General features: G+C 40.7%; 19 protein-coding genes and 1 pseudogene. 7 read left to right on the forward strand and 13 right to left on the reverse strand.

What is annotated here, in order from left to right:
• Positions 1 to 192: pseudogene (locus CWO27_RS22375) on the reverse strand (LPD25 domain-containing protein); the annotation flags it as partial.
• A gap of 518 nt (positions 193 to 710) precedes the next feature.
• Between CWO27_RS22375 and CWO27_RS22380 the strand changes: the two are divergent.
• Positions 711 to 2684: a hypothetical protein gene (locus CWO27_RS22380; protein ID WP_107899518.1), complete on the forward strand. Its 1974-nt coding sequence runs from the start codon at positions 711 to 713 to the stop codon at positions 2682 to 2684.
• Positions 2685 to 2734: 50 nt separating this feature from the next.
• Here the strand turns inward: CWO27_RS22380 and CWO27_RS22385 are convergent, their stop codons facing one another.
• From CWO27_RS22385 to CWO27_RS22395, 3 genes are all read right to left on the reverse strand, one after another.
• Complete coding sequence (locus CWO27_RS22385; protein WP_107899519.1) at positions 2735 to 3577, reverse strand: IS3 family transposase; 843 nt, start codon at positions 3575 to 3577, stop codon at positions 2735 to 2737.
• On the reverse strand, positions 3574 to 4083 hold the full coding sequence (locus CWO27_RS22390; RefSeq protein WP_107899520.1) for a helix-turn-helix domain-containing protein: 510 nt from the start codon (positions 4081 to 4083) through the stop codon (positions 3574 to 3576). Before CWO27_RS22390 ends, CWO27_RS22385 begins: the two co-directional genes overlap by 4 nt.
• 62 nt (positions 4084 to 4145) lie before the next feature.
• Complete coding sequence (locus CWO27_RS22395) at positions 4146 to 5726, reverse strand: DNA cytosine methyltransferase (RefSeq protein WP_107899521.1); 1581 nt, start codon at positions 5724 to 5726, stop codon at positions 4146 to 4148.
• 406 nt (positions 5727 to 6132) lie between these two features.
• On the opposite strand from CWO27_RS22395, the gene CWO27_RS22400 reads away from it, so the two are divergent.
• From CWO27_RS22400 to CWO27_RS22410, 3 genes are read left to right on the forward strand one after another with little or no spacing between them, the layout of a single operon-like run.
• Positions 6133 to 7557 (forward strand): MvaI/BcnI family restriction endonuclease, encoded by a 1425-nt coding sequence (locus CWO27_RS22400; RefSeq protein WP_107899522.1) that lies wholly within the window; start codon positions 6133 to 6135, stop codon positions 7555 to 7557.
• 12 nt (positions 7558 to 7569) lie between these two features.
• Complete coding sequence (locus CWO27_RS22405) at positions 7570 to 8868, forward strand: MvaI/BcnI family restriction endonuclease (protein WP_107899523.1); 1299 nt, start codon at positions 7570 to 7572, stop codon at positions 8866 to 8868.
• On the forward strand, positions 8868 to 9545 hold the full coding sequence (locus CWO27_RS22410; protein WP_107899524.1) for a hypothetical protein: 678 nt from the start codon (positions 8868 to 8870) through the stop codon (positions 9543 to 9545). Before CWO27_RS22405 ends, CWO27_RS22410 begins: the two co-directional genes overlap by 1 nt.
• Before the next feature lie 725 nt (positions 9546 to 10270).
• On the opposite strand, the gene CWO27_RS22415 is transcribed toward CWO27_RS22410, so the two are convergent.
• The 8 genes from CWO27_RS22415 to CWO27_RS22450 all read right to left on the reverse strand — a co-directional run bounded on the left by CWO27_RS22415 (position 10271) and on the right by CWO27_RS22450 (position 16809).
• A complete protein-coding gene (locus CWO27_RS22415; RefSeq protein ID WP_107899525.1) occupies positions 10271 to 10951 on the reverse strand; it encodes a hypothetical protein in 681 nt (226 codons plus the stop codon).
• A complete protein-coding gene (locus tag CWO27_RS22420; protein WP_107899526.1) occupies positions 10948 to 11643 on the reverse strand; it encodes a hypothetical protein in 696 nt (231 codons plus the stop codon). Before CWO27_RS22420 ends, CWO27_RS22415 begins: the two co-directional genes overlap by 4 nt.
• Complete coding sequence (locus tag CWO27_RS22425; protein ID WP_107899527.1) at positions 11640 to 12272, reverse strand: MarR family transcriptional regulator; 633 nt, start codon at positions 12270 to 12272, stop codon at positions 11640 to 11642. Before CWO27_RS22425 ends, CWO27_RS22420 begins: the two co-directional genes overlap by 4 nt.
• A gap of 75 nt (positions 12273 to 12347) precedes the next feature.
• Complete coding sequence (locus CWO27_RS22430; protein ID WP_107899528.1) at positions 12348 to 12887, reverse strand: recombinase family protein; 540 nt, start codon at positions 12885 to 12887, stop codon at positions 12348 to 12350.
• A gap of 145 nt (positions 12888 to 13032) precedes the next feature.
• Positions 13033 to 14061, reverse strand: coding sequence for an HNH endonuclease (locus tag CWO27_RS22435; RefSeq protein WP_240699559.1), 1029 nt, complete (start codon positions 14059 to 14061; stop codon positions 13033 to 13035).
• Between the two features lie 44 nt (positions 14062 to 14105).
• On the reverse strand, positions 14106 to 14735 hold the full coding sequence (locus CWO27_RS22440; RefSeq protein WP_107899529.1) for a recombinase family protein: 630 nt from the start codon (positions 14733 to 14735) through the stop codon (positions 14106 to 14108).
• 137 nt (positions 14736 to 14872) lie between these two features.
• Positions 14873 to 15787: an AAA family ATPase gene (locus CWO27_RS22445; protein ID WP_107899530.1), complete on the reverse strand. Its 915-nt coding sequence runs from the start codon at positions 15785 to 15787 to the stop codon at positions 14873 to 14875.
• The gene (locus CWO27_RS22450; protein ID WP_107899531.1) at positions 15784 to 16809 is read right to left on the reverse strand and encodes a DNA mismatch repair protein; all 1026 of its coding nucleotides are present in this window, start codon (positions 16807 to 16809) and stop codon (positions 15784 to 15786) included. The genes CWO27_RS22445 and CWO27_RS22450 overlap by 4 nt, the downstream gene beginning before the upstream one ends.
• Before the next feature lie 1413 nt (positions 16810 to 18222).
• Here CWO27_RS22450 and CWO27_RS22460 point away from each other — a divergent pair.
• From CWO27_RS22460 to CWO27_RS22470, 3 genes are all read left to right on the forward strand, one after another.
• Positions 18223 to 18945 (forward strand): hypothetical protein, encoded by a 723-nt coding sequence (locus CWO27_RS22460; RefSeq protein ID WP_029203609.1) that lies wholly within the window; start codon positions 18223 to 18225, stop codon positions 18943 to 18945.
• A 67-nt stretch (positions 18946 to 19012) separates the two neighbouring features.
• Positions 19013 to 19684: a hypothetical protein gene (locus CWO27_RS22465; RefSeq protein WP_240699562.1), complete on the forward strand. Its 672-nt coding sequence runs from the start codon at positions 19013 to 19015 to the stop codon at positions 19682 to 19684.
• Positions 19681 to 20199: a metal-dependent hydrolase gene (locus CWO27_RS22470; protein WP_107899533.1), complete on the forward strand. Its 519-nt coding sequence runs from the start codon at positions 19681 to 19683 to the stop codon at positions 20197 to 20199. The genes CWO27_RS22465 and CWO27_RS22470 overlap by 4 nt, the downstream gene beginning before the upstream one ends.
• 58 nt (positions 20200 to 20257) lie before the next feature.
• Here CWO27_RS22470 and CWO27_RS22475 read toward each other — a convergent pair whose 3' ends face one another.
• Positions 20258 to 21688, reverse strand: a complete 1431-nt coding sequence (locus CWO27_RS22475; protein WP_107899534.1) for a hypothetical protein — start codon at positions 21686 to 21688, stop codon at positions 20258 to 20260.
• Between the last annotated feature and the right edge of the window lie 45 nt (positions 21689 to 21733).

Below are 21733 nucleotides of genomic sequence, written 5' to 3' on the forward strand. Positions count from 1 at the left end.
CAGTGCGATCGCCTCAAAAATTTCGAAATCAAATTCCTCACCCGTTTGTAATCTGGAAGATTCAGACCAGTGAATCACAACAGACAGCGGCGCCACCTTCATTGTTGTAGAGCCTGACGGATGCAACGGGGATACGTTGCTCGCTTTTGCGGGCTTAGTGCTGTGAGTATGCAAAGAAAGGGAATGTGACATGGTGTGCTCCTTGGGTTGTTAGGGTTTCATCGTCGTTTTCGCCTAACTTCCCGGTAGCCTGCATGGTTTTCACTGGCAAAAGCGCGCAGCGTTCATTTCACTTTTTCTAGTGAAGTTCTGCGGGCGGAGGATAGAAGTGGCGTAAACGAAGCGTTGAAACCCAGCACAAGGACAGAGTAGGGCACAAACACAAAGCATACTCAGGCAGCACTTGGCCGCGAAAGTGAAAGCCTGCCTAGCCCTGATTGTGACCGGAACGGCCAAGACAACGGAAAGCACGTTGTTTGTGATTGAAGTGGCTTGGTTGAGCCACCGAGGAGTGAGGGACGACCGAAGAGGTTCGCGAGATAAAGCAGGAATAAGCTCTAATTAAATTAATCACTTACAGTGTTGACAAAAATATTTCTCAAAAATAGAATCACTCACGCATTAGTTAAAATGTTGGTGCGTTAAAATCTTGCACTAGAAAATAATAAACCACCAAATTAATACTCATCTGTTTTTAATAAGGACGAATTGTGATAAACAGCCTCATCAGACAAGAAATCGAAAACAAGCTACACAACCTTGAAGACGGGAAACCTGAAGCAAAATTAGCCGCAATTGATATCTTAGAGCTTCTCAAAGAACACCGAGTAGTTTGTGCCTGTGCTGAAACTCAGATGGGAAAAACCACAATTTGTCGTTTAATTGCAAAGCGAACAATAAACGACCTGAGTGACGAAGACTTAGATAAGTTGGATCATAAAGTAGTGGTTTACATCGAAAACGTTGCTAACAATGATTTGGCAGCTCAAGCTGATGATAACTTTGCGCATTTAAGTGAAAATGTTGCAGTAGAGTCCGTTACACGTGCGAGTGCTTTATTAGACACATTGCCTGATACTCACGGCATACTGTTCATTATCGATGAATCACACATGGGATGTGATCATCTTGCTAAGCGCTTGAATGAGATATTAGCCAAAATCGAAGACCGTGATGTAAAAGAAGACCGAATTTTACTTGTGTCAGCAACAGGATTTTCTTCCATTTATGAAGCTTCTAAAGAAAAAAGTATCATGGGATATAACGCTGCAATTCGTGTCGTTCAACCACCGAAAGCTTACCGAGGAATTAGTCAGTTCTTAGAAGACAATCAAATAATTGATAATAGTGATGAGTCGTGCTTCTACCAAGCTGAACATAGAACGCCCGAAGTATTCAGCAAATTTGTGGATACATTATTAACCTGTAAAGGTGGGCTTTATATCATTAGATCTAGTGCAGGAAACACACAGTTAACTAAAGACAAATTGCTTGAGCTTACAGACATAAACGGACAAAAAATCCTTGCCGATGAGAATATAAAAATCGTCGCTAGCAGTTTGAATGATGTGGAAAAAGACGATTTAGACTCTTGGAATGACGTCTTAAGATCTTATCAAGCATACAAAAAAAGAAACAAAAAGCTGGTTATTATTGTTAGAGGCTTCTTGAGGGTAGGTATCGCTATGCCGCCAGAAATGAAAGAAGATTTAATAGCTACATGGGATGGAACATCTAGTGCCGTATCATCTGTTGTACAAGCACTTATTGGTCGAGCATGCGGTTACCACAACAATACAAGAGCCATCCATTTCTCGCACAAAAATATGTTGAAAGCGCATAGTGAGCTGAATGAACGCTTATCTAAACTAGCAGAACCACCACAAATTCAACTTAACGATATAGCATTAGCTATTCAAAGTATCACCGATAAGTATAACATACCTAACTGGGATCCTGGTCTCACGGGCACAGATAGAACTAAGGCAGTTAACCGTCTTAAGAATAAAATTGCCGAGACACAATACAGTGTCAGCGGCTGGGCTTCATATTCTTTTGATCCCAATACAAAGCTCAAAGCTGATGAGACGGAGCTGCAGCGTATCTGTGCTGATTTAGGTCAAGCACAAAGCGATGGCAATAATGATGTAGCTGAAATTATAAGCGCTATACATGCTCAATATCGACCAGACAAAAAAGGTGATATACCCGTTAAACCAGGAAGACGCTTTACAGGTATAAAATATATCTCTGGGCAGTTTATAAACAAAAAGACATTTATAAATGCCAAGCATGGCCAAAGACGAAAAATTGAAACAGCACTGACAGAGCTCCACAGCCAACAGGATATTTCATTTAATAACCTTAGAACTCAAGGTGCTGGCAAGAAGAAAATAGACCAAGTTGATTATGTTGCTTATGTTATCTCAACTTACAACGTTGCTAGAGATAAAGGGCAGCAGTCTGATTCACAGCTAACACTAGAGCTTATGAAGCCATTCTGTGAAGCTTATGGGATTGAACCGAATAATACTGTTGTTATTCTTTTCAAGAAAGGTGATGTAAACGTAACGTATACACAAAAGATTCAACAGGAACTAAACCTCAAAAGACAAGAGATTATTGAGGATGGAAACGTTGTCCGAAAAGGTGTCTACGCTATGGAAAAACCTACAATAAACTAACTAAAAAGAGCCAGCTTAATGAAGTGACCCCGTAAAGTTGGACATTTCTGTTAAGCGGCTTTCAAGGCCTGAGTTCGATATTCTATCGGAGTCAGGCCTTTTAGTTTCACTTTTATACGTTTGGTATTGTAGTACTCGATGTATTCTTTAATTTGCTCTATCAGAGCATCTGCATCTTCAAAGCTTTGGTTGTGATACATCTCTGTTTTGAGTAAAGCAAAAAAGTTTTCAGCAACCGCATTATCCAAGCAGTTACCTTTTCTCGACATGCTTTGTGTTAACCCACTCTCCGCTACCTTTTTTTGATACTGTCGATGGCGATATTGCCAACCTTGATCGCTATGTATAATTGGCTTTGAGTTGGGGTTAAGCTTTGATATGGCTTCCGTCAGCATATCCGTGACAAGCGGCAAGCAGGCATTTTTGGCCACTCTATAAGCAACCACTTCCTGAGTAAACAAGTCGACAACAGGAGATAAGTATACTTTCTGCTCTTTGACTTTGAACTCCGTGACATCAGTTACCCACTTTTCGTCGGGTTGAGTCGCACTAAAATCTCTTTCAAGCACGTTGGGAGCTGCTGTTCCAGACTCTCCTCGGTATGAACGATACTTTTTAATCCTGACCGTCGATTTAAGGTTCAGCTGAGCCATAAGCCTTTGAACCGTTTTGTGATTAAGCACGAACCCCTGATTTTTTAGTTCCAAGTGAATACGGCGGTAGCCGTATCGACCCTTATGTTCATGATAAATTGACTTTATCAACCGCAGCTCACGTTCGTAGCTATTTGGGCGCTTGTTTGTTTGAGCTTGATAATAAAAGACACTTTTTGCCAGCTGCAGACTCTGCAGTAAGTGCTTCAGCGGGTACTTGCCTTTAAGAGTTAGAGCTATGACCGCTTTTTCTTTGTTCGACGGTTTTTTTCTTGCTCCAACTCTTCCAACTTTTTTAGAACGGCATTCTCGGTTCGTAAGTAGACCAACTCCTCTTTTAGCTCCTCAAGTGTCATTTCATTATCAGGCTTAGTGGTACGTTGAGGTTGCTGTTTCATTGAGGGGCTTCCTTTCTGGCGCATTTTGAGCCCTTTGATACCGAGCTCATTAAATCGTTTGAGCCAGACAGAGAGTATCCCAGGGGATGAGAGGTTTATTACTGCGCTAGTGTGCGTGAGAGACCATTCATTCGTCCACATTAAATTCAATGCTTTTCGTTTTGTCTGAGCAGAAGCAGCATGCTTAGTTGGTAAAAATGAATCAGTACCATGGATGGCAAAGACTTGAGCCCAATACCGTATCTGTCTTGAAGAAATTGAATATTGTTTTGCTAAGTAGAGAGATGACGAGCCATCTAAGTATTGCTTAGCAATGATACATTTTAGCTCTCGGCTATATTTGGACATAAAAAGACCCCCAATAATTGGTGTCCAACTATTGGGGGTCAGTTCATAATGCTGGCTCTTTTTTATCCTAGTAGCTGGGCAACACAATGACCAAGCCTCAAACCAAGTAGAGGAGGGACTGCATTACCAACCTGTGTATATTGCGGAACTTCAAATTTGCGCATCTGGCCGCCAGTCGTAACCTTAGAACGAAAAACAAAATTGTCCGGGAAAGATTGGATTCTGGCCATTTCTCGTACTGTGAGTACCCGGAGTTCATGTTCATCGTAATGACAAGCATCGTCAGGGATAGATAATGCTGCAGGAGCTGGTGAGCTAGCGATTAGAGCCTTTTGAGTTTGTTTCTTCGTTGGATGTGCTTTTAAGTAATCAACAAAGTCATTTTCAGTATTGAAGCTCTTTAAAGTCCCATCTAATTGTAGAAAACGATATTGACAACATTGCTCCCATGCTGCAGCTGATAAGCTTTCAGACTCCCCACGAAGAATTGCAAATATAGCCTTTGTTACTGAACGATCATCGATCGCTGACAAAACTTGATATAACCTGAACCGACGCTGTACTACTTCACCATTATTGCGAAAGTCGTGGTTTGAAATTTCATTTCGTTGAGGCAACAGGTCAAACATGTCGTTCAAGTTGCGAACAAAACTGGAAGGGGCAGAAGGATAGTTATGCTTCAGGTCATCCAGAGCTTCAGCAACCGAAACAAGTTTATGGTTAACTAACTCTGACAAGAATGAGTCAGCAATTAGTTCCTTATCTCGTGTATTTTTTACGTCCAAATAATCTAGGTGACCAAAAGGCAAAGAACCGCCCTTTTCTTGAACTAAGTTATAAAATTCAAATGGTTGTGAAAAAATTCGATCATTAGCAGAACCTTCATCAAAACTACTAACCAGTTTTTCATAGTGGTCAAACCGTACAGCAATCATAATAAAGCGAGGTCTGTTTTGCGCAATACCAGCAAAACGGGCATTTATATGAATACATAATGGAACATAACCGATACCAGCAAATGCTTTAGCGACTTCGTACCAAGCATGATACGAAGTACCATCCTCATCCTTAAAAGGCCTTAAAATACCAGTAACATTTTCCAGTAGGGCAATTTTTGGTTGAGTGTGCTTAACAAACTTAGCGAACTCCCAAGGAAGAGTATTTTTGTCACTATTTTTGTCACGCAAACCGGCCATGCTAAAGCTTTGGCATGGTGGCCCTCCTGAGACTAGATCTAAGCCTCGATCATGGCCAAAGTTTGTCTTTAGCTGTTGAGCTAATTTAGGGTTTGAGTCTAGTAGCTTGTTGAGTTCAACAATACTACCAACGACTAGCTTGCCTTTTAACTCCGACCAATTTTTTGGTAAATCTGAGTAACCACTTTGGTCGCCATACTCAGGGTATTCAAATGGATTTTCACGTAATCGCTTCTTCAAACTATCAAAGCTACTGTTGATCCAGAAGGTTTTATTTGGCCTACTTTCTAACCTAGCTAACTCTTCTAGATTTTCATTTAAAAAATTATAAGCAAAAGATTCTGCAGCCATTGGTGACAATTCATTTGCCATAGTAAGTTCATAGCCGCAGTGTTTAAGACCAAGAGAAAGACCACCACAGCCTGCAAATAATTCAATATGATTCACGAAGATTACGCTCTTTAAGAATAGAATCAGGGATTTTATTCAAACCTGAAGAAAAAGTCCAGGCCTAAATTAATTTATTTCACCCTCCCCCCCTAAGCAATTTGACTCACATTAGTGATGTAATGTATTGTTTATTCAGGCTTATGAGAGAAGCCAACCATCACACCGTAAAGACCCCTTCAGGTCCTCTCTGTAGATAAATCAGCATTTATGTTGGTGTTTATTTGCAGTTGTGGACAACTCTATTAAACAACTTCCCGCTATTTATCTACCTAGACATCCGTTTAGGTGGTTCATGTGCCCCACTTATTTTGTATGTCAATTTTAGGTTGATATGGGGAACCTACACCGAACGCGCCAGCGAACCCAATGTTTCTATTTTCGGCACAGAAGTTTGGGGTTACATATGACTGCACCTACGGCAGAGCGTATTAAGCAACGCGCTAAAAAACTAAGAAAAGAGCTTGGAATTACTCACTCAGAGGCACTGAAACAAATCAGTTTGACTTATGGGTTTCAAGATTGGGCAAGTTTTCAAAAAGAACTAAAAAAAAACGAACATTCTAGTCTGCCCACTCCTTCATCAACAATTGAGTTTATTGCCGATGGTGATGTAGATATGAGTGATAAAGATTATGAAGACCTCGATAAAGAACGCTCTGAAGATCTTCCATCCGATGCAAAAGCACTTGTTTCAGAAAATAAGAAACAACTAACTAAGTTAGGTGTCGAGTTCTCCATTTTTGAGCCAACAATTACGGGACTCAAAAAATCCATACTAGATGCGACACAGCCAGTTCGAACACACTTTGAATTAGAAAACTACCACTTTTATTGGGAACAAGGCCAAGGACCGGAGCACAAGGTAAAAGCAGAAGCTGTCTTCCTGACGAATATAGAATCGAAGAAAACAACAGTAAGCCTATACCGGCCTAAAACTAAAAAGGGAGACCCACGTATGTGGTTCCGTGGTTTGCCAAGTTTTGCAGAGCCTGGCGACCAAGTAGCCATTATTCTTCAATCAGGTATCCCACACCTTATAAACCTCAGTACAAGCAAAATTAGTGTACTTATTGATGAGAAAGCTTCACCTATTGCTAAGTTCTTTTCACAGCTCGTGCTTCAAAAGAGCTCGGTTTCTGAAGAGTTATTAACCAAGTTAAAACACTTAGCCCAGAAACCATTTAAAGCACTACGTTCAGGTGATACAGCCATCGGCTACACGTTGGAGAGTATGTTGGGGATAGAAGCGAACTCAAGTAAACAACCTGATTATAAAGGTATAGAGCTAAAGGCTGGGCGAGGAGTCAAAACACGAACAACCCTCTTTGCTCAAGTTGCAGATTGGTCGATTAGCCCCTGCAAAAAAAGTGCTGAAATTCTTAACAAATATGGGTATGAGCGCGGTGAAGACTTTAAATTGTATTGCACCCTTTCAACACAAAAAGAGAACTCCCAAGGCCTGAGTTTCATTTATGACCAAACCAAAGATGAGTTGCAAGAGTGGCACAATAAGACAGAACTTGTTGCTGTTTGGCCTGGCTCATTACTGCGTAAACGCTTGAAAGAAAAGCATGCAGAAACCTTCTGGGTTCAAGCAACAAGTGAAGTTATTGACAGCATTGAGTACTTTCAGCTGATCAGTGTCACTCATACTCGCTCCCCTATCGCCACCCAATTGATGCCACTCATTCAATCGGGTGTGATAACAATGGATCACTTGATTAAGAGAAATGCCAAGGGCCGTGTCAGTGAGAAAGGCCCTTTGTTCAAAATGAACAAAAGCGATTTAGAACTTCTATTCCCAGAGCCTAAAACATACCAGCTATAGGAGTAGAAAAATATGGATGATCTTGAGCAGCTTATAGCGAAAAGAGCCCAACGCTTATCTCGCACAATGCAGTATCCTAACGATGAAGCCTTAAGATTAGCATCAATAACCTATGGGCTTGATACAACGAACAACGACAGGAAAAAACAGAGTGGCCAGCGACCTATATGTTCACTTGAAAATATAAAATCACTTACCCAATTTGGTATCGAATTTGCACTTTTCGCGCCTACAAAAGTAGGATTACAAAAGTCCATACTAGACGCAACTAACTCAGTTCGAACACTCTTCGAGATAGAAGCATTTCATGATTATGAGAGCCAAGAACAAGGGCCTGAATATAAAATCACAACTGATGCGTTTTTCTTAAGTAATGATGGCGTAATAAAAACAAGAGCTAGCTTATATCGCCCACATACTAAAACAGGCGATCCACGTATGTGGTTTAAGGGGTTACATAAATTTGCCGCGCCAGATGACCAAATCGCAGTCATTATTTACAACCGAAGCCCCTACCTTCTCAACCTGAGTTGTATAGATCTCGAAAGAGAAAGCTCTGATATAAAAAGCTTCTTCTCTAATTTACAGACGCAGCGTAACAGCGTAGCTAATGAGTTGCTTGAAAAACTTAAAGTACTAGCGAAAACTCCTTTCGCCTCATTACGTTCTGGTGATACAGCTATTGGCTACACGTTAGAAAGCATGTTAGGGATAGAAGCAAACTCAAGTAAACAACCTGATTATAAGGGTATAGAACTAAAAGCTGGGCGAAGTGTTAAAACACGAACCTCCTTATTTGCTCAAGTTGCAGATTGGGATATGAGCCCTTGTAAAAATAGTGCTGAAATTCTTAACAAATATGGGTATGAGCGCGGTGAAGATTTTAAATTGTATTGCACCCTTTCAACACAAAAAGAGAACCCTCAAGGCCTTAGTTTCATTTATGACCAAACCAAAGATGAATTACAAGAGTGGCACCATAAAACTGAGCTTGTTGCTGTTTGGCCAGGCTCATTACTGCGTAAACGCTTGAAAGAAAAGCATGCTGAAACCTTCTGGGTTCAAGCAACAAGTGAAGTTATTGGCGGCATTGAGCACTTTCAGCTGATTAATGTCACCCATACTAGCTCCCCTATTGCCAGCCAATTGATGCCACTCATTCAGTCGGGTGTGATAACAATGGATCATTTAATTAAGAGAAATGCCAAAGGCCGTGTCAGTGAGAAAGGCCCTCTGTTCAAAATGAACAAAAGCGATTTAGAACTGCTGTTTCCTGCACCTACCACTTACACGCTCCAAGGTGATAAATAATGAATATTCGTAACTCTACATACACTAGATTTACCATTTCAGAGCAAGTCTACCAAGAGGCAGAAGCCCGAGCTAAACGACAAAAAGTTTTTACAATGTCTCACCGGGGGGAAGCTGCTAATATAGTTGGCTGTTTAGGTGAAGTCATTGCTGAGCAGTGGATGAGAAAGCATGGGATAGAGTTTATAGAGGAGCTAAAAGAAACAACTCACGACTATCTCATAAAAAAAACGATTACTGTAGATGTGAAAACCAAAGACAGAACCGTCAAACCGAAAAACGACTATGATAACTCAGCACCTCTCTACAATCATAACCATCAAAAACCCGACTACTTTTTATTCATTTCTTTAGAAAGACCCTCAATGAGAAAAGACAATGATGTCCGAAAATACCATACGGCATACATAGTTGGAGGGATTAGCTATGAAGAGCTAGATCAATATGGGATTAAGTTTCTCGAAGGTGATATTGACTGGAGAAACGGTACAAAATTCTGGACTAGTTGTATAAATATCGAAATGTGGCAGCTAATTCCATTAAAAGAGCTCATTAGTATATTTAAAGGAGAACTAGAATCTCCTGAGTCTACAATGCCAATAAATAAAGATGTGTTAAGGATGATGAAGCAACTTATCCAGCAAGGAAAGTTACCAGACCGACCATTACCTAAATAAATGCAAATAATTTGATGAAATTTAATGCTCCACCACGACACGACCACCGCTGCGCTAATAAACAGCCAACTATTGTAGTTAAGATATAGACAATGTTATAGCTAAAGATGGGCGCAATTAAACTAAAGAACGGGGCGCAGCATAGGGTGGGCGGGGGATGTGGTGGGACGCCATAAAACAGCTTGCGCCTTTTATGGATTGGCCGGCACGGGCAACATAAAAACCTGCCACATTTAAAGACTTAAACTCACCGTTGAACGTTACCGCTTGAAAACACGCCGTTTGTGTTTTGATGCGTTAGCCAATTGCCCTGCTTTGCCCGTGTTTTTGGGCAAGGCAGACAAATAACTGCCAGCTTGGCTGGCCGCCTTAAAGCATGCTTTTTATGCGGTTGTGAAAATTTACACATAATGTCCAATAATACTTGAAGTAGCTCAGTGCCCGACAGCTTGCTGGCGAACTGGCACGTGCTATTTCGTATTATTCCACATTATGTTCAATTTGAACTAAAGGCCCCAAGCTTGGGGTTTGGGGCTGGTAATGGATCTTTAAAGCAGCCTTGCTACGGAAGACAAAGCGCTGCCGCCTGAGTGGTGATGACGTTTATGTGATGGGCTGTGTCGTGCAGCGTCACGTGTTTAGCCCATGACATGTTTTTTCGTGTTCACCACTTAGAAGTGGCAAGTTTTGGCTGAAGTGGTAAGCAAGGCTTTCATTACTCATAGTTAATGGAATACATAATTAACGACATCACTATCTATTGAATGACAATTTAACTTACTGAAGTCTATTGATAATCGACTTGCATCATCACACAAACCTTCAACTTGTTTATGAATAACCAAATATTCAATCCAGTACCCATCGGACATTACATCTAATATCTCAGACCTATTCATCTGAAACTTCGTATAATCCGGCATAGAAAATCGTCTGGCATTTAAAGTTTTAGTGACTAGATGCCGACTTTCACAAAGATAGTGTTCTTCACCAAACCATTGACTCCTATTTGCTAATGTATGTACGTTAGTCTTGTAAGTTAATTCGACTTCCTTCCTCAAAGCTACTCTGCAATCACCTGCATGGATAACCTCTACACATAGAGTAGTTTTAGTTATTCTTAAAATAGCATAGGATGCTGTTTCTTTTAAATAATCGAGTCTTATCTTTGGTTGGATTTTTTTCATCACGTTAACCAATGACTCGTAGAAATTATCAAACTCTTCTTTTTTGATTTCCTCAACTACAAGCGCTCCCCACCAATGTGCAAAATCATTACCATTGTTACCCTTGTTAGATGGATCGACCATTATTAAGTACAAATAATTAGCACTTTCGAATATATGAGTAAAATCGCTATTCTGATCTCTTTCAGCTCCTTTTCTGCTAAACCACTCTATATTCATATATCCAACTCAATTATCGAATCAAGCCGATCCCAAAGAGTATCTTCTCTACCATCATCATTAGCAGAAGACTGTACAGCCCAAGAGAACGAGTCAATTTCTTTGAGCTTAATTAGTTCTGTAGAGATATATTTAATCAGTTCAGGTTTTGCTTTAGATATGTCGTCAATAATCTCTTCCCTTCCATCGAGAACATGTAAAATATCTTCGATATCACGACTCTCTAACGCGTCCCCTTCGCCTCGCCCTTTAAAAGCTTCTAGCTTTGTTGCCACAAAACAAACAGGATCTACAACATTTATAGTTATCCCGTCACTGATGACATGCTTTTGTGCTGTAGATAAAGCCTCGCCATACCAGATATTAGTGAAGCCTAAAGCATCAGTATCTGACATGATATCCACCCTTAGATCCCCGAGGTACATGGCACATATAGGGTCATCTTCAATATTCCGCTCAACAAATCCTCTTTCTTTAAGTATTTGTTTAAAAGCATCATATTTTGCATAGTTGGCTATGTTACATACTAAATCTACATCATCAGTATGACGAACTTGCTCCATCGAGAATTCATCAGTCAAGAGTAAAGACGTTGTACACCCTCCAATAAACACAATATCTTTAAGCAAATCATCTCCCAAAGCTGTAGCAACTTCAGTAAGCATTTTTATGTGAACACTTTTATCTGTCATATATTAAATAATACCTTTAATTTTTCTAAAGCTAACTTTCTTTCTCGTGGTTGGCCTAGCCGAATAGCATCAATAAGAGCGAGCATCGCATACATTTGAGGATCTTTTCTTACAGCTATTGTTACCCCTTTAAAGAGAGGCTCCACCATAAACCCTTTAGTGCTACCTTTAGAGTCGCTCCATACAGGGATAAGCTCACCTCCAGTCATTAAACTAGAAGATAAAACTGGAGCACCAAAAGATGTTGCAATTCCTCGAGTTAGTTGCCCTGGTGTTATAGGAAAAATATACCTAATTGCATGTTCAATAATATTAAAAAGAACTTTTGTATTTACAATTGGATGCCCTGTACTTCTTTCTCTACGAATTAGGCCTAAAGACTCACACCGCTTAAAGGAGATGTTTACTTGCGTCTTACTAATTCCCAAACTTTTTTCTAGGGATCGGGCGGAATACTCAGTATCTACAACTTGATCAATAGAAAAGTAATCTGCTTCTGGATCTACTATTTCATCTAGCTCATCCAAATTCCAATCTTCCCAATCGTCATTATAATGACTATAAACACCATCACGCCTAGACTTAAGGCATATTAGTTTAAGCAAAACCCCAAAATCTTGACTTTTCAAAACAACCTCCAACAAACTGTCCCGGGTCCCGGGACCCGGGACAGTTCTGATTTTATATCATTTTTTTGTCAATACCTAATTCAAAACTTTATAAACCGTCGTTCGGCTGCATCCTAACTCTTTGCTGATCGCATGCTTATTTTTTCCCTGCTCTGCAAGCTCTTGAATGCGTTGGTGAAGCGTCTTATCAGGAAATCGGCCGAGGTGCCTCCCTTCAGCTCGTGCGCGCTCCCTACCCTCATTACAGCGCTGTAAAATTCGTTTTCTTTCCATCTCTGCGAACGCGGAAATGGTGGTATAAATTACTCTGCCTACATCACTATTGATATCCAAGTCTCCTAGATCATGAAAAACCAAACCGGCGTTCTTTTGCGCTAGCTGATCGGCAATTTGAAGAGCATCGATAGTATTACGGGCAATGCGGTCGACTTTAGTAACGTGAATCACATCCCCTTCCCTCGCAAAATCGAGCAACAGGTTAAGCTGTTCCCTATCGGAAGATTTACCACTCGCTTGTTCTTGGTAAATTTTTTCACAACCTATGGCTTTAAGCTGTTCAAGTTGAACATCAAGTGTTTGGTCTTGGGTACTGACACGGGCATAGCCAATTTTCATGAGAGGAGCCTTAAAGTGAACATTAAGATCGGTTAAATTTAGTGTACATGTTCACTTTGCATTTAAAAGACTAACTGGACAGTATTGAGAGGGGAAGCATGCAATGTCCATAAAGTTACACCTTTATGAACACTACTAATATAGTTTACTTTACTTCACTAGAGTTTTTAATGCTAAAAACCTCAAAGTGTTCTTTCATGTAATTTTTAAACCGAGCCAATTCATCAAGGTCTAAAGGTTCTGTGTTTAACTCTGTCCCCTCATGGATCTCCAGAGAAGATAGGAGCTTTTTATCCAAGGTACGAGAGACTCGAAGTAGAAACCGATCTTTTCTACATTCAAAAGAAAGTAAGTGCCTGTCGAACAATTTATCTATGTGAGCACACAACAGCAAACCATTAGCCCCATCCAGTCGCTGATCTTTAGTTTCACACTGACTCCATGGTTTTATGTGGGATGCTATGAGCATTTCACGAACATTAACCAATGTCACAGCACAATGCTCTCCCCCCCAGACAGAAGTAACATTGTCTCTAAACACGCCTTGGCCAACTCGTGAAGAAATAAGTTGCTGTTTTTCAGTATCAGATAGGTCACTTGATGTTAAATCTAGTATATCGCTCGATAAAGTAGTCTGTGAATTGGCAGCACGAACGTCATCAAAAAGCTTGTATCTCGTACTATTATAATCGCCACTGATATCAATAAAATTATCATATATAACAAGATTATGAGGACTAAAGCGAATGTTGAAGTTAAACAAAGGGTCATCTTCAATGATACGAGGAGAAGGAATATCTATATCAACGAGCTGTTGATGCATTTCTTTAAACCAATCATTGGAATTGTATTCTTTAACAGCTAAGGCGGCTTGCTCTCTAGTCAAACATTCAACGCGATCTATATGGCCAACACAGAGCTTTTTACCTTCGTAAACGCAGAACAAGCTTATTTTAAATTTTCGCCCCTGATGGTTTTTTTTCGGTGTGTTGATTCCTTGTAAGAATGAATATTTGAACCCAGAAATCAATTTAGATAAATCAAAAATCCATTCTTCATGACCATATCCAGGTTCAACTTCAAAAGAAGCAGTATCCTTACTTTTACCCTCAGGGCCTGAAGGGTACTTCCAATTATTAGAGTTCCAACAAATCCTTGTGACTTTACTATCCACGATAGTTACCTATGTCTGTTTAATAAAAGTTACTTAATATACAACTATATACAGCTAACTTCTTTGCTCCCTTGCACAACTAGTTCTCTACGCTTCATGTAATCACGTAACGTACTTGGCGCTTCATCAATCAATTTAGCCGTCGGTCGAATACCTAGGCCCATTTTTAGATACTTCTCTATTTGGTCACGTTTCGCATCGAGCTTCAGCTTCTCAGCTTGGCCCTTTGGTCTTCCGAGAATCATGCCGTTTTTCTTTCTAGCGGCAAGCGCTTCCTTCGTTCTCATCGAGATAAACTCACGCTCTATTTCTGCCGCCAGCCCTAGTACCGTAGCGGTTATGCGAGATTGCATTGAACCATCCAGCTGTAAGTTCTGTTTGGCGATATAGACATTGATCTTCTTTTCCATACACACTTCGAGTACCTCAAGCACTTGTAATGTCGAACGCGCAATTCGACTGACTTCAGCAAACACGATGCAATCTCCGTTAGTCATTCCATCCACTAACGCACCTAGTTTACGTTGCCGCCATTTCTTCTTGCCAGTCACCACATCTTCAATAAACACCAGATTGCCTATCCCAACCTTATTGGTGTAGTCATAGATCCCGTGTTTTTGGTTTGCCACATCTTGGCTGTCTGATGAGACTCTTAAATACGCGTAGTTCGCCATGGTTCCTCCTTAGTTAAAGGCGATCCAAACTGGACAAGCTGAGCGAAAAAATATGAACGGGTAACAGAGAATGCGAACAGTGTCAGATAAAAAAACAGCACCGAATGTCGGTGCTGTATGAAGGTATGAGCGGTCGCTTACAAAACGTCTCTGAGGTTTTTACGCTCTTCAATATCTTCTTGTTCTGGAATCGTCCCGGGCAGCGTGATTTTTTTTGGGCTCTGCTTAATGCTTTGCGCTGAACGAGCAGGCTTAGACGCCTTGGATTTCAAACTGAAGACCTGTGGATTAATAGTGAGATTTTGTCTCACTTCAACCACGAACTCTTGATTTTCATTTTCAGGTAAGTAATTGCTCTTAAGATATTTAATCGACAACGATTCTTTGTTTCTTTTTAACGTAAACAAGCACTTTGTTAGTCGCATTATCGACGTTAAACCGGCACCTGAAGCCATGGTAATTTCTTGGTTACCGCGGATTTCATCTTTATTCACATGATGAACAAGCAACAAACTGGCACCTGATTCACTGGCAAGGTTCTGAAAAACATTTTTGATTAAGCGATCGTGTTTTACTTCCTCACAACGGCCTATTGATTCCGTTACAGTGTCAACGATCACTAAGTCGAATTCAGAGAAGGTTTGTTTGAGTTGTTCTAAATACTGTTTATGTTCTGTCTGTTCTTGGAACGAGCTATCGGGTGGAATCACTATCGGTTCAAGATCAGTTAGAAAGTGGAGATTGTTTTTTAGCTCTGACTTTATAGTGGCAGTGCAATTAACCAGCTTTTCTTTCATGCGAGATTGAATCACGCCGGCTCCGTCTTCTGAACTTAGTACCAGGGTTTTTGCAGGTTTGTCGGCTGCGCTCATCCCGAGTAAATACATTGAAGAAGCATGTTCCATTGCTATGCAAAGAGCCAGGTGAGATTTACCAACGTTAGGAGCGGCAATCAGCATGCCTACATGTCCTTTAAGTAAACCTTTCAAACTGAAGCTTAGGCTCTGACTTTCAGGTGAAGACATCAAGCTATCAAGAGATTGAGTGATCATGATTCACCCTCCCCTATATAAAATATTTGTATGCCATTACCGACATCGCGAAATTGAAGACTGAAGTCTTTTTCAATTTGCAAGGCATTGGCCAACAAATCTTTTCTGAGATCACTACGGAAGCTATGACTAACTTTCGAAGCAATTGATTGAATGTAACTATCGAGTGCCCATTCAAACTTCTTGTTGTGTAAGAACTCAGCTTTATGCGTGGTAATGTATTTTAAGAATGAACGAACTGACGGTTTACTATAGTTAGTCATTTTGTGCTGTTCTAATCGGTAATAATAGCCATGGTCGCGTATCGCCTGCAGCAGACGCATGTCTGGAACTAAGAACACATGGTTAGTGAGGTTCTTACTGTTTTTACGGCCTGTTTTAAATTTACTTCGGTCACAATAAAAACGGTAATCTTGAACAAACTCTAATGGCTTTTTTCCTACTACATTCTGTTCTTCATCAAGCTCATTGATCACCAAGTGGGCCGTTGCTAATTGAGTAATACGACGCTCTATTTGATCGTAGTTCGCGCGAGTGGTCGCCATGCCCATTCGGGTTGCTAATTCATACATGCTCATTGATAGAACGGTCGCATCACGATCGATAAATGAATCAAAACCATCTTGTTGAGTATCTGAAATATCGCCATCAGTGATAGTTTGATATACCTGCGACCAGGTTAAACGTGCGCCGGCATCATAGGAAGTGTCGTCTAGTTGAATCGTTTGAGCATACGCCAACATGGTTTCTAAAATATCGCGATGGGGTTGCAGTAAATAATCAACATGCAGGTCAACTCTAAAGTTTTTTCCATAGCTATTGATGTTCACGCTTTCTAACGGATAGTTAGGATCGGTACCGCCGCTTTGTGCAATCTCGATGAGTTTGGATTGCATTGTGGATGTTAAGCGTGAAGCTGGATGAAAGATGGTAGCTCTCGAAAATAGAATGGATGAGATGAACCGGTTCTTACGGTCCTCTTCATTAATAACTGTCAAACTAGAGCTCGATGTTGAAGCCATGATCATTACCTAATAATGCGATAGTATTATTTTAACAGATAGTCGCTATTAACTCACTCTGTTCGGTAGATATCTATACTAGATCGGTAAATATTTATACTTGGTCACATAAAATAACTATAAACTTCGGTAAATAATCACTCTCTTCGGTAAATGTTTAGTTATGTGATAAAGATCTTCCATGAGGCCTAAGGAAGCTGATTAACGCTATTTAAGGTTACATAGTTGGTTTTTATTTATAGTTGATCTACGAACTATGCCAATCATGATCATTCTATCTTTAAGATCGGTAAATATTCATATCTAACTTATTAAGTTCGGTAAATGTTTACATCATTGATCGTTCATTATCGATATTTTATCGGTAGATGTTCATATTGAATCGGTAACTATTTATATAATTTCGGTTAATGTTGATACTTTTAACACCTATCTAAGAAACTAGAACCTTAAGGATCTAGTTTTAAATAATACCAACTTCACTGAGGTTCAGCCGGTGACTTAACAGTTAACCCCAAATCTCTAGAGAGCTTTGATGTTAACTGTTAAGTAGGTGTTAATGCTCTAATATCTAACCTTAAAATTGCTTTATGTTTGTCACTAATATCATGTAATTGATATGTTTATCTTCATTAATCTATGGATTTCTGATCGCTTGATTTCTCATTTTTTTCTTATTTGATCCAATAACTTTTTATTGTGTACCTGCATTTTAGGGTCTTACTACCCTGATCGTTGCGGGTGTTCGCCAGCGATATAAAATAAGTGGGTGGAGCTAAGTTTTAAGGCTTAGTAAAGGAAATAGTAAGTGACAGTGTCATAGTGTCTAGACGGGGACACGCTAAATCTAGGTTCATGGATTTAGATACAAACAAGCTCTCAGTGATGAATTCGCTAGATAAGAAGATTGATAAAGCAGTACACAAACTTATTTAGAAAGGGGAAAGAGTGACGTCTTGACCTGCAATGGTGTGGCGAGCCAAGCGACTATGCCCAGCCCTAATTAATCTGTCGTATAAATACGCGCTTGATGAAGTATGAGACTGAAAAGCCAACAATAAAATGAAAGATGGTCTTTGGTTGATGTTAACGTTTTTGTGTTGCATCACCCAGCCCGTCATAAGAATTCTATTGCCTGTTATAAATGCGAACGAATTAAATGACCGTATTATCCGTACATCTGGGTGTCGGGTTGTTGTTGTCTCTCTTGCCTTTGTTGTTTACCCCTATGTTTCACATGAAAATTTTTTTCGTTGCGCGGTTTTTACAGCAGTTCTTCGCTCAATACTTTATTTTTGATTTGCTTATAAACATGTCAATTACATGGAGTTTTGAACAAGCTCGAAACGAGCTATTTGGCTTTTTCAGTTTCTAATACGGTGACTTATTCTGGGTAAGTAAGGACGGAATAGAATGCGATTTTTGAAACTCAGAACCGATCATAAACGAGTGCGAAGAGATGGAACACGCTACGTGACACCATTGATTGTTGATGCACCAAGACGCTTTGCGCCAAGTCGTGATCGTAAAGAAACCAGCTTGCGCCGAAAGGAGTGTCAGTTAATTACTGGTGCGCATGATTCAGGAAAAAGCCGCTGGCTTATGCGCCTAAAGGATAGCCGACATGAAATCTGGGGGAAAAAGCCGCAACCTATTTTACTTGAGGGGCTGATGCCTTTATCAAGTTGGGTGGAGGTGAAAGGCATTGCAAAATGGCACCAAGACAAAGAAGTACAATCAGAAGATTATACGCCCTGGGGGAAGCTCAACTTGCAGCTTAAGGCGGATCTCTTAGCTGATTATCTTCTTGACACCCAAGCCTTACTTTTTATCGATGATGCGCATAAGCTGACTGGCCGGAAAGCACAAATAGCACGTAAATGTTTACTGTCTTCCAAAGTTTGGTTAATGGCATCAAGCGAGGAAGGACGGCTCCCTCCTTCTTTTCGGCCTATCGTAGAGCGCCGTTCTCCACAGCGAATTAACTTAGAGAGTGATGTAAGTTACGACACGACCAAAGCCTTGATTTGGTTCATGGTGGCGATGTGTGTTGTGGCCGGTGCATGGGAAGCCGGTGCTGTAATCGGTGGTCTGCAGATGTTAGGTACTGGAAGAAGGTCGACGCGTGCTGATTAATGTTTTCCTTATATGGATTAGTTTATGCGCGTTCAGTGCTGCCTATGCCAATGATTGGGGGATTAGTGTGCCTTGGGAAGAAGCTGAGGTGCTACCGCCAGAAATCAAGCCCTACGAGCTCCCTACTTTAAAAGGGCAATCTCCCCACTATAATGTCCCTACCCCTGCCCTCACGCCGGCACCAAAAGTGGATCCGGATGCGATTTTTAACACTGTACTTAAGTGCTACCCAGAAAAGAGCAAATTTAAGCTCGATTTAAACTTGGTAGCGGGAATGAAATCAAATATCGATGAGTATGATCCTGAAGGTTGGCCCGAGATAACTGAGCATTACATTGGGATTGTCGGCAAAATGCCGCTCTACTCCACAACCGAACAATCGCGGGAGCGCCAATGGGAATATCAACGTCGTACCGCTACAGCTACCTCTGTAGCAAGCTTTACTCAATCCTTAGCTGATAGAAATTATGCCTATCGCTTAATGGGGCTTTATCTCTCTTTGGAGGCCAGAGCGCAACTTAGAGTGAAAAAAGGGGTAGCGAACGTATCAGAACAAGTCGCTTTGCTTGAAAAAGTGGCTTCTTCTCATCGAGATGTTTTGGCGCATGAGGCCAAAATTGTTGAGCATCGTTTAGCTTTGGTGGCGATGTGTGAAGCTACGTATACCGATCAGATGAACCGCTATCTTCAAAAACTCGCTTTCCTTCCACGCCCTACTTCCGATATCAAATCACAATGAAATGGCTCAATCACACCTTAATTGCTGGTGCGATTTGTGCTGTGGTGTCACCGCCTCATGTTGCTGTGTGTGTCGCGGGTGCAACTGCTCCTGATTGGTTTGAATATGTGCTTAAGGTTGGTAATCGACATATCAAACACCGAGGCCCCACACATGTCTTTACGCATTGGTTACTGGCTGCCCTAGCCTTTACTTTAGTTTGGGATTACCACGGGATTGGGATGGCATTTGCTTGGGGCGGCGTTAGCCATATTTTGACTGATGCAATGACAGTATCTGGTGTGCCTTTTTCGCCATACAGTGATAGGCGATTCCATCTATTTGGTGGCCGATTTCGAACCGGTGACCCTATCGAATATGCCATTTCTGCGGGAGTTGTGGTGGTGTGTATTGCCCTATCCCACCTTACTGGTAGTACTGGCTTTGCCCCTTTCTTTTTCAACTGGGGCGGCATGTACCAAGAAGGTGTGATTGATGCGCTAGAGTGGAAAATGAATCGATTTAGACTTATTTAAATGCGGGGGAAAGTTGTCAATGCTCAGGCTGAGCATTGACAATTTTATGAGGAATGTATTACTCAAAAATTGCAATATCTAGATATTTCCCATTTACCCATAATAAACGTTTGCCATTGGATTGAGCTCTTGACACCCCCTCTTTCTTCTTGGCAACCCATACCAGTCGTTTTGATGATGGTGGGTTATCAGTTAAAGAGTGAAGGACGCTACGTAAGTCTCCCCAACTACGAAACTCTTCCGCTTTGCCCTTATAGGTTTTGCTGATCCAACTGGTGTGCATTCCCGCATGTCTAGGTACTTGATATGTGTAATCGACATTCGTATTTTTTGTTGCCCCAACGGCAGCTATAGAATTGTCTACCCATGCAATTACTGCATTGATTTTTCCGTTTTTACTTGGATTCCTAAAATAGGTTTTAAAGCCAGTATTACGATTGGATAAACCACTCATTGCGTGTTTGCTGAAACCTGTCACGTCATCATAAACTACAGCAAAAAAGTCTAACCATCCCCACTTTGCATCCAAACTCTCTATTATAGAATTGACAGCGCTCTTGTGATTTTTTGCATCCAAATTAGGTGCAATTTTCACCGTGAAGTATTTATCTATATAGTACTCACAGTCGCTTTTACAGTTGTTAAGACTCGAGAGCCACTTACTTTCATTATTGGAAATAGGGTCCTGATAGTAAGAAATATTGTTGTTTATAACGTTTTCAACCTGATCTAGGTATTCGCCAGGTACATAGTCTAGCGGATTACCGCCGTCTGGAACGTCAATGGATAGCAACAACTCTTGAGGAAATAGATCGATGCAATGTAGGAAGTCATCGATCACTTTAGCTGTGGTCACATAGTAGTTTAGAGTTAGTCCTATATCTTGCATGTGGACGGCATCTGCGTAGTTAGCTTCAAACTCTGCATCGTAAATATTATTGCTGACCACATTTTCCGTTACGGTCAGGTTTATTTTGGATACTGCATTTCTAATATCCCAAATTTTTAGCTCTTTGAGGTCTTTTAGTGCGGCTTTACGTTGGCCGTCATTGGGTGCTTCCATGAAGATATTCATGTATTTAATGGCAGTGTCTATAACAGATATTGCTTCTGTTAGGTTCATTTTTGCCGCCGCGCCCTGTACAACTGACTCTAAATGATCGAACTCGCTGAGCATGATGCTTTGTAAGCTATCTATTTTCTTATCTAAATCTCCCAGCATATCAATGATGATTTGGTCGCTAGATTTACCGGATGTAAAAAGAGATATGAGACTGATAGTTGCTCCTAGAGCACCGAGTGACGCTGAAAACTTAGAAAGACTCGACCCTGTAAGAACGTTAATGACCTTATTGAGATCGCCACCACTTTTTCCTATGTTCATTGCGTTATTGAACCGGTTTATTTCTTTTATAACCGTAACCGTCTTTTCTCCAATATCCTCAGCCTTAGGGGAAGACTTTCCAACATTAACTAATGTATCTACCATGTTTTTTTCCTTATTTTATACTAGCCATGACGTTTTTGATTAACA

The organism is Vibrio sp. 10N.286.51.C3 (genome assembly GCF_003050065.1).
Classification (GTDB): Bacteria; Pseudomonadota; Gammaproteobacteria; order Enterobacterales; family Vibrionaceae; genus Vibrio; species Vibrio crassostreae.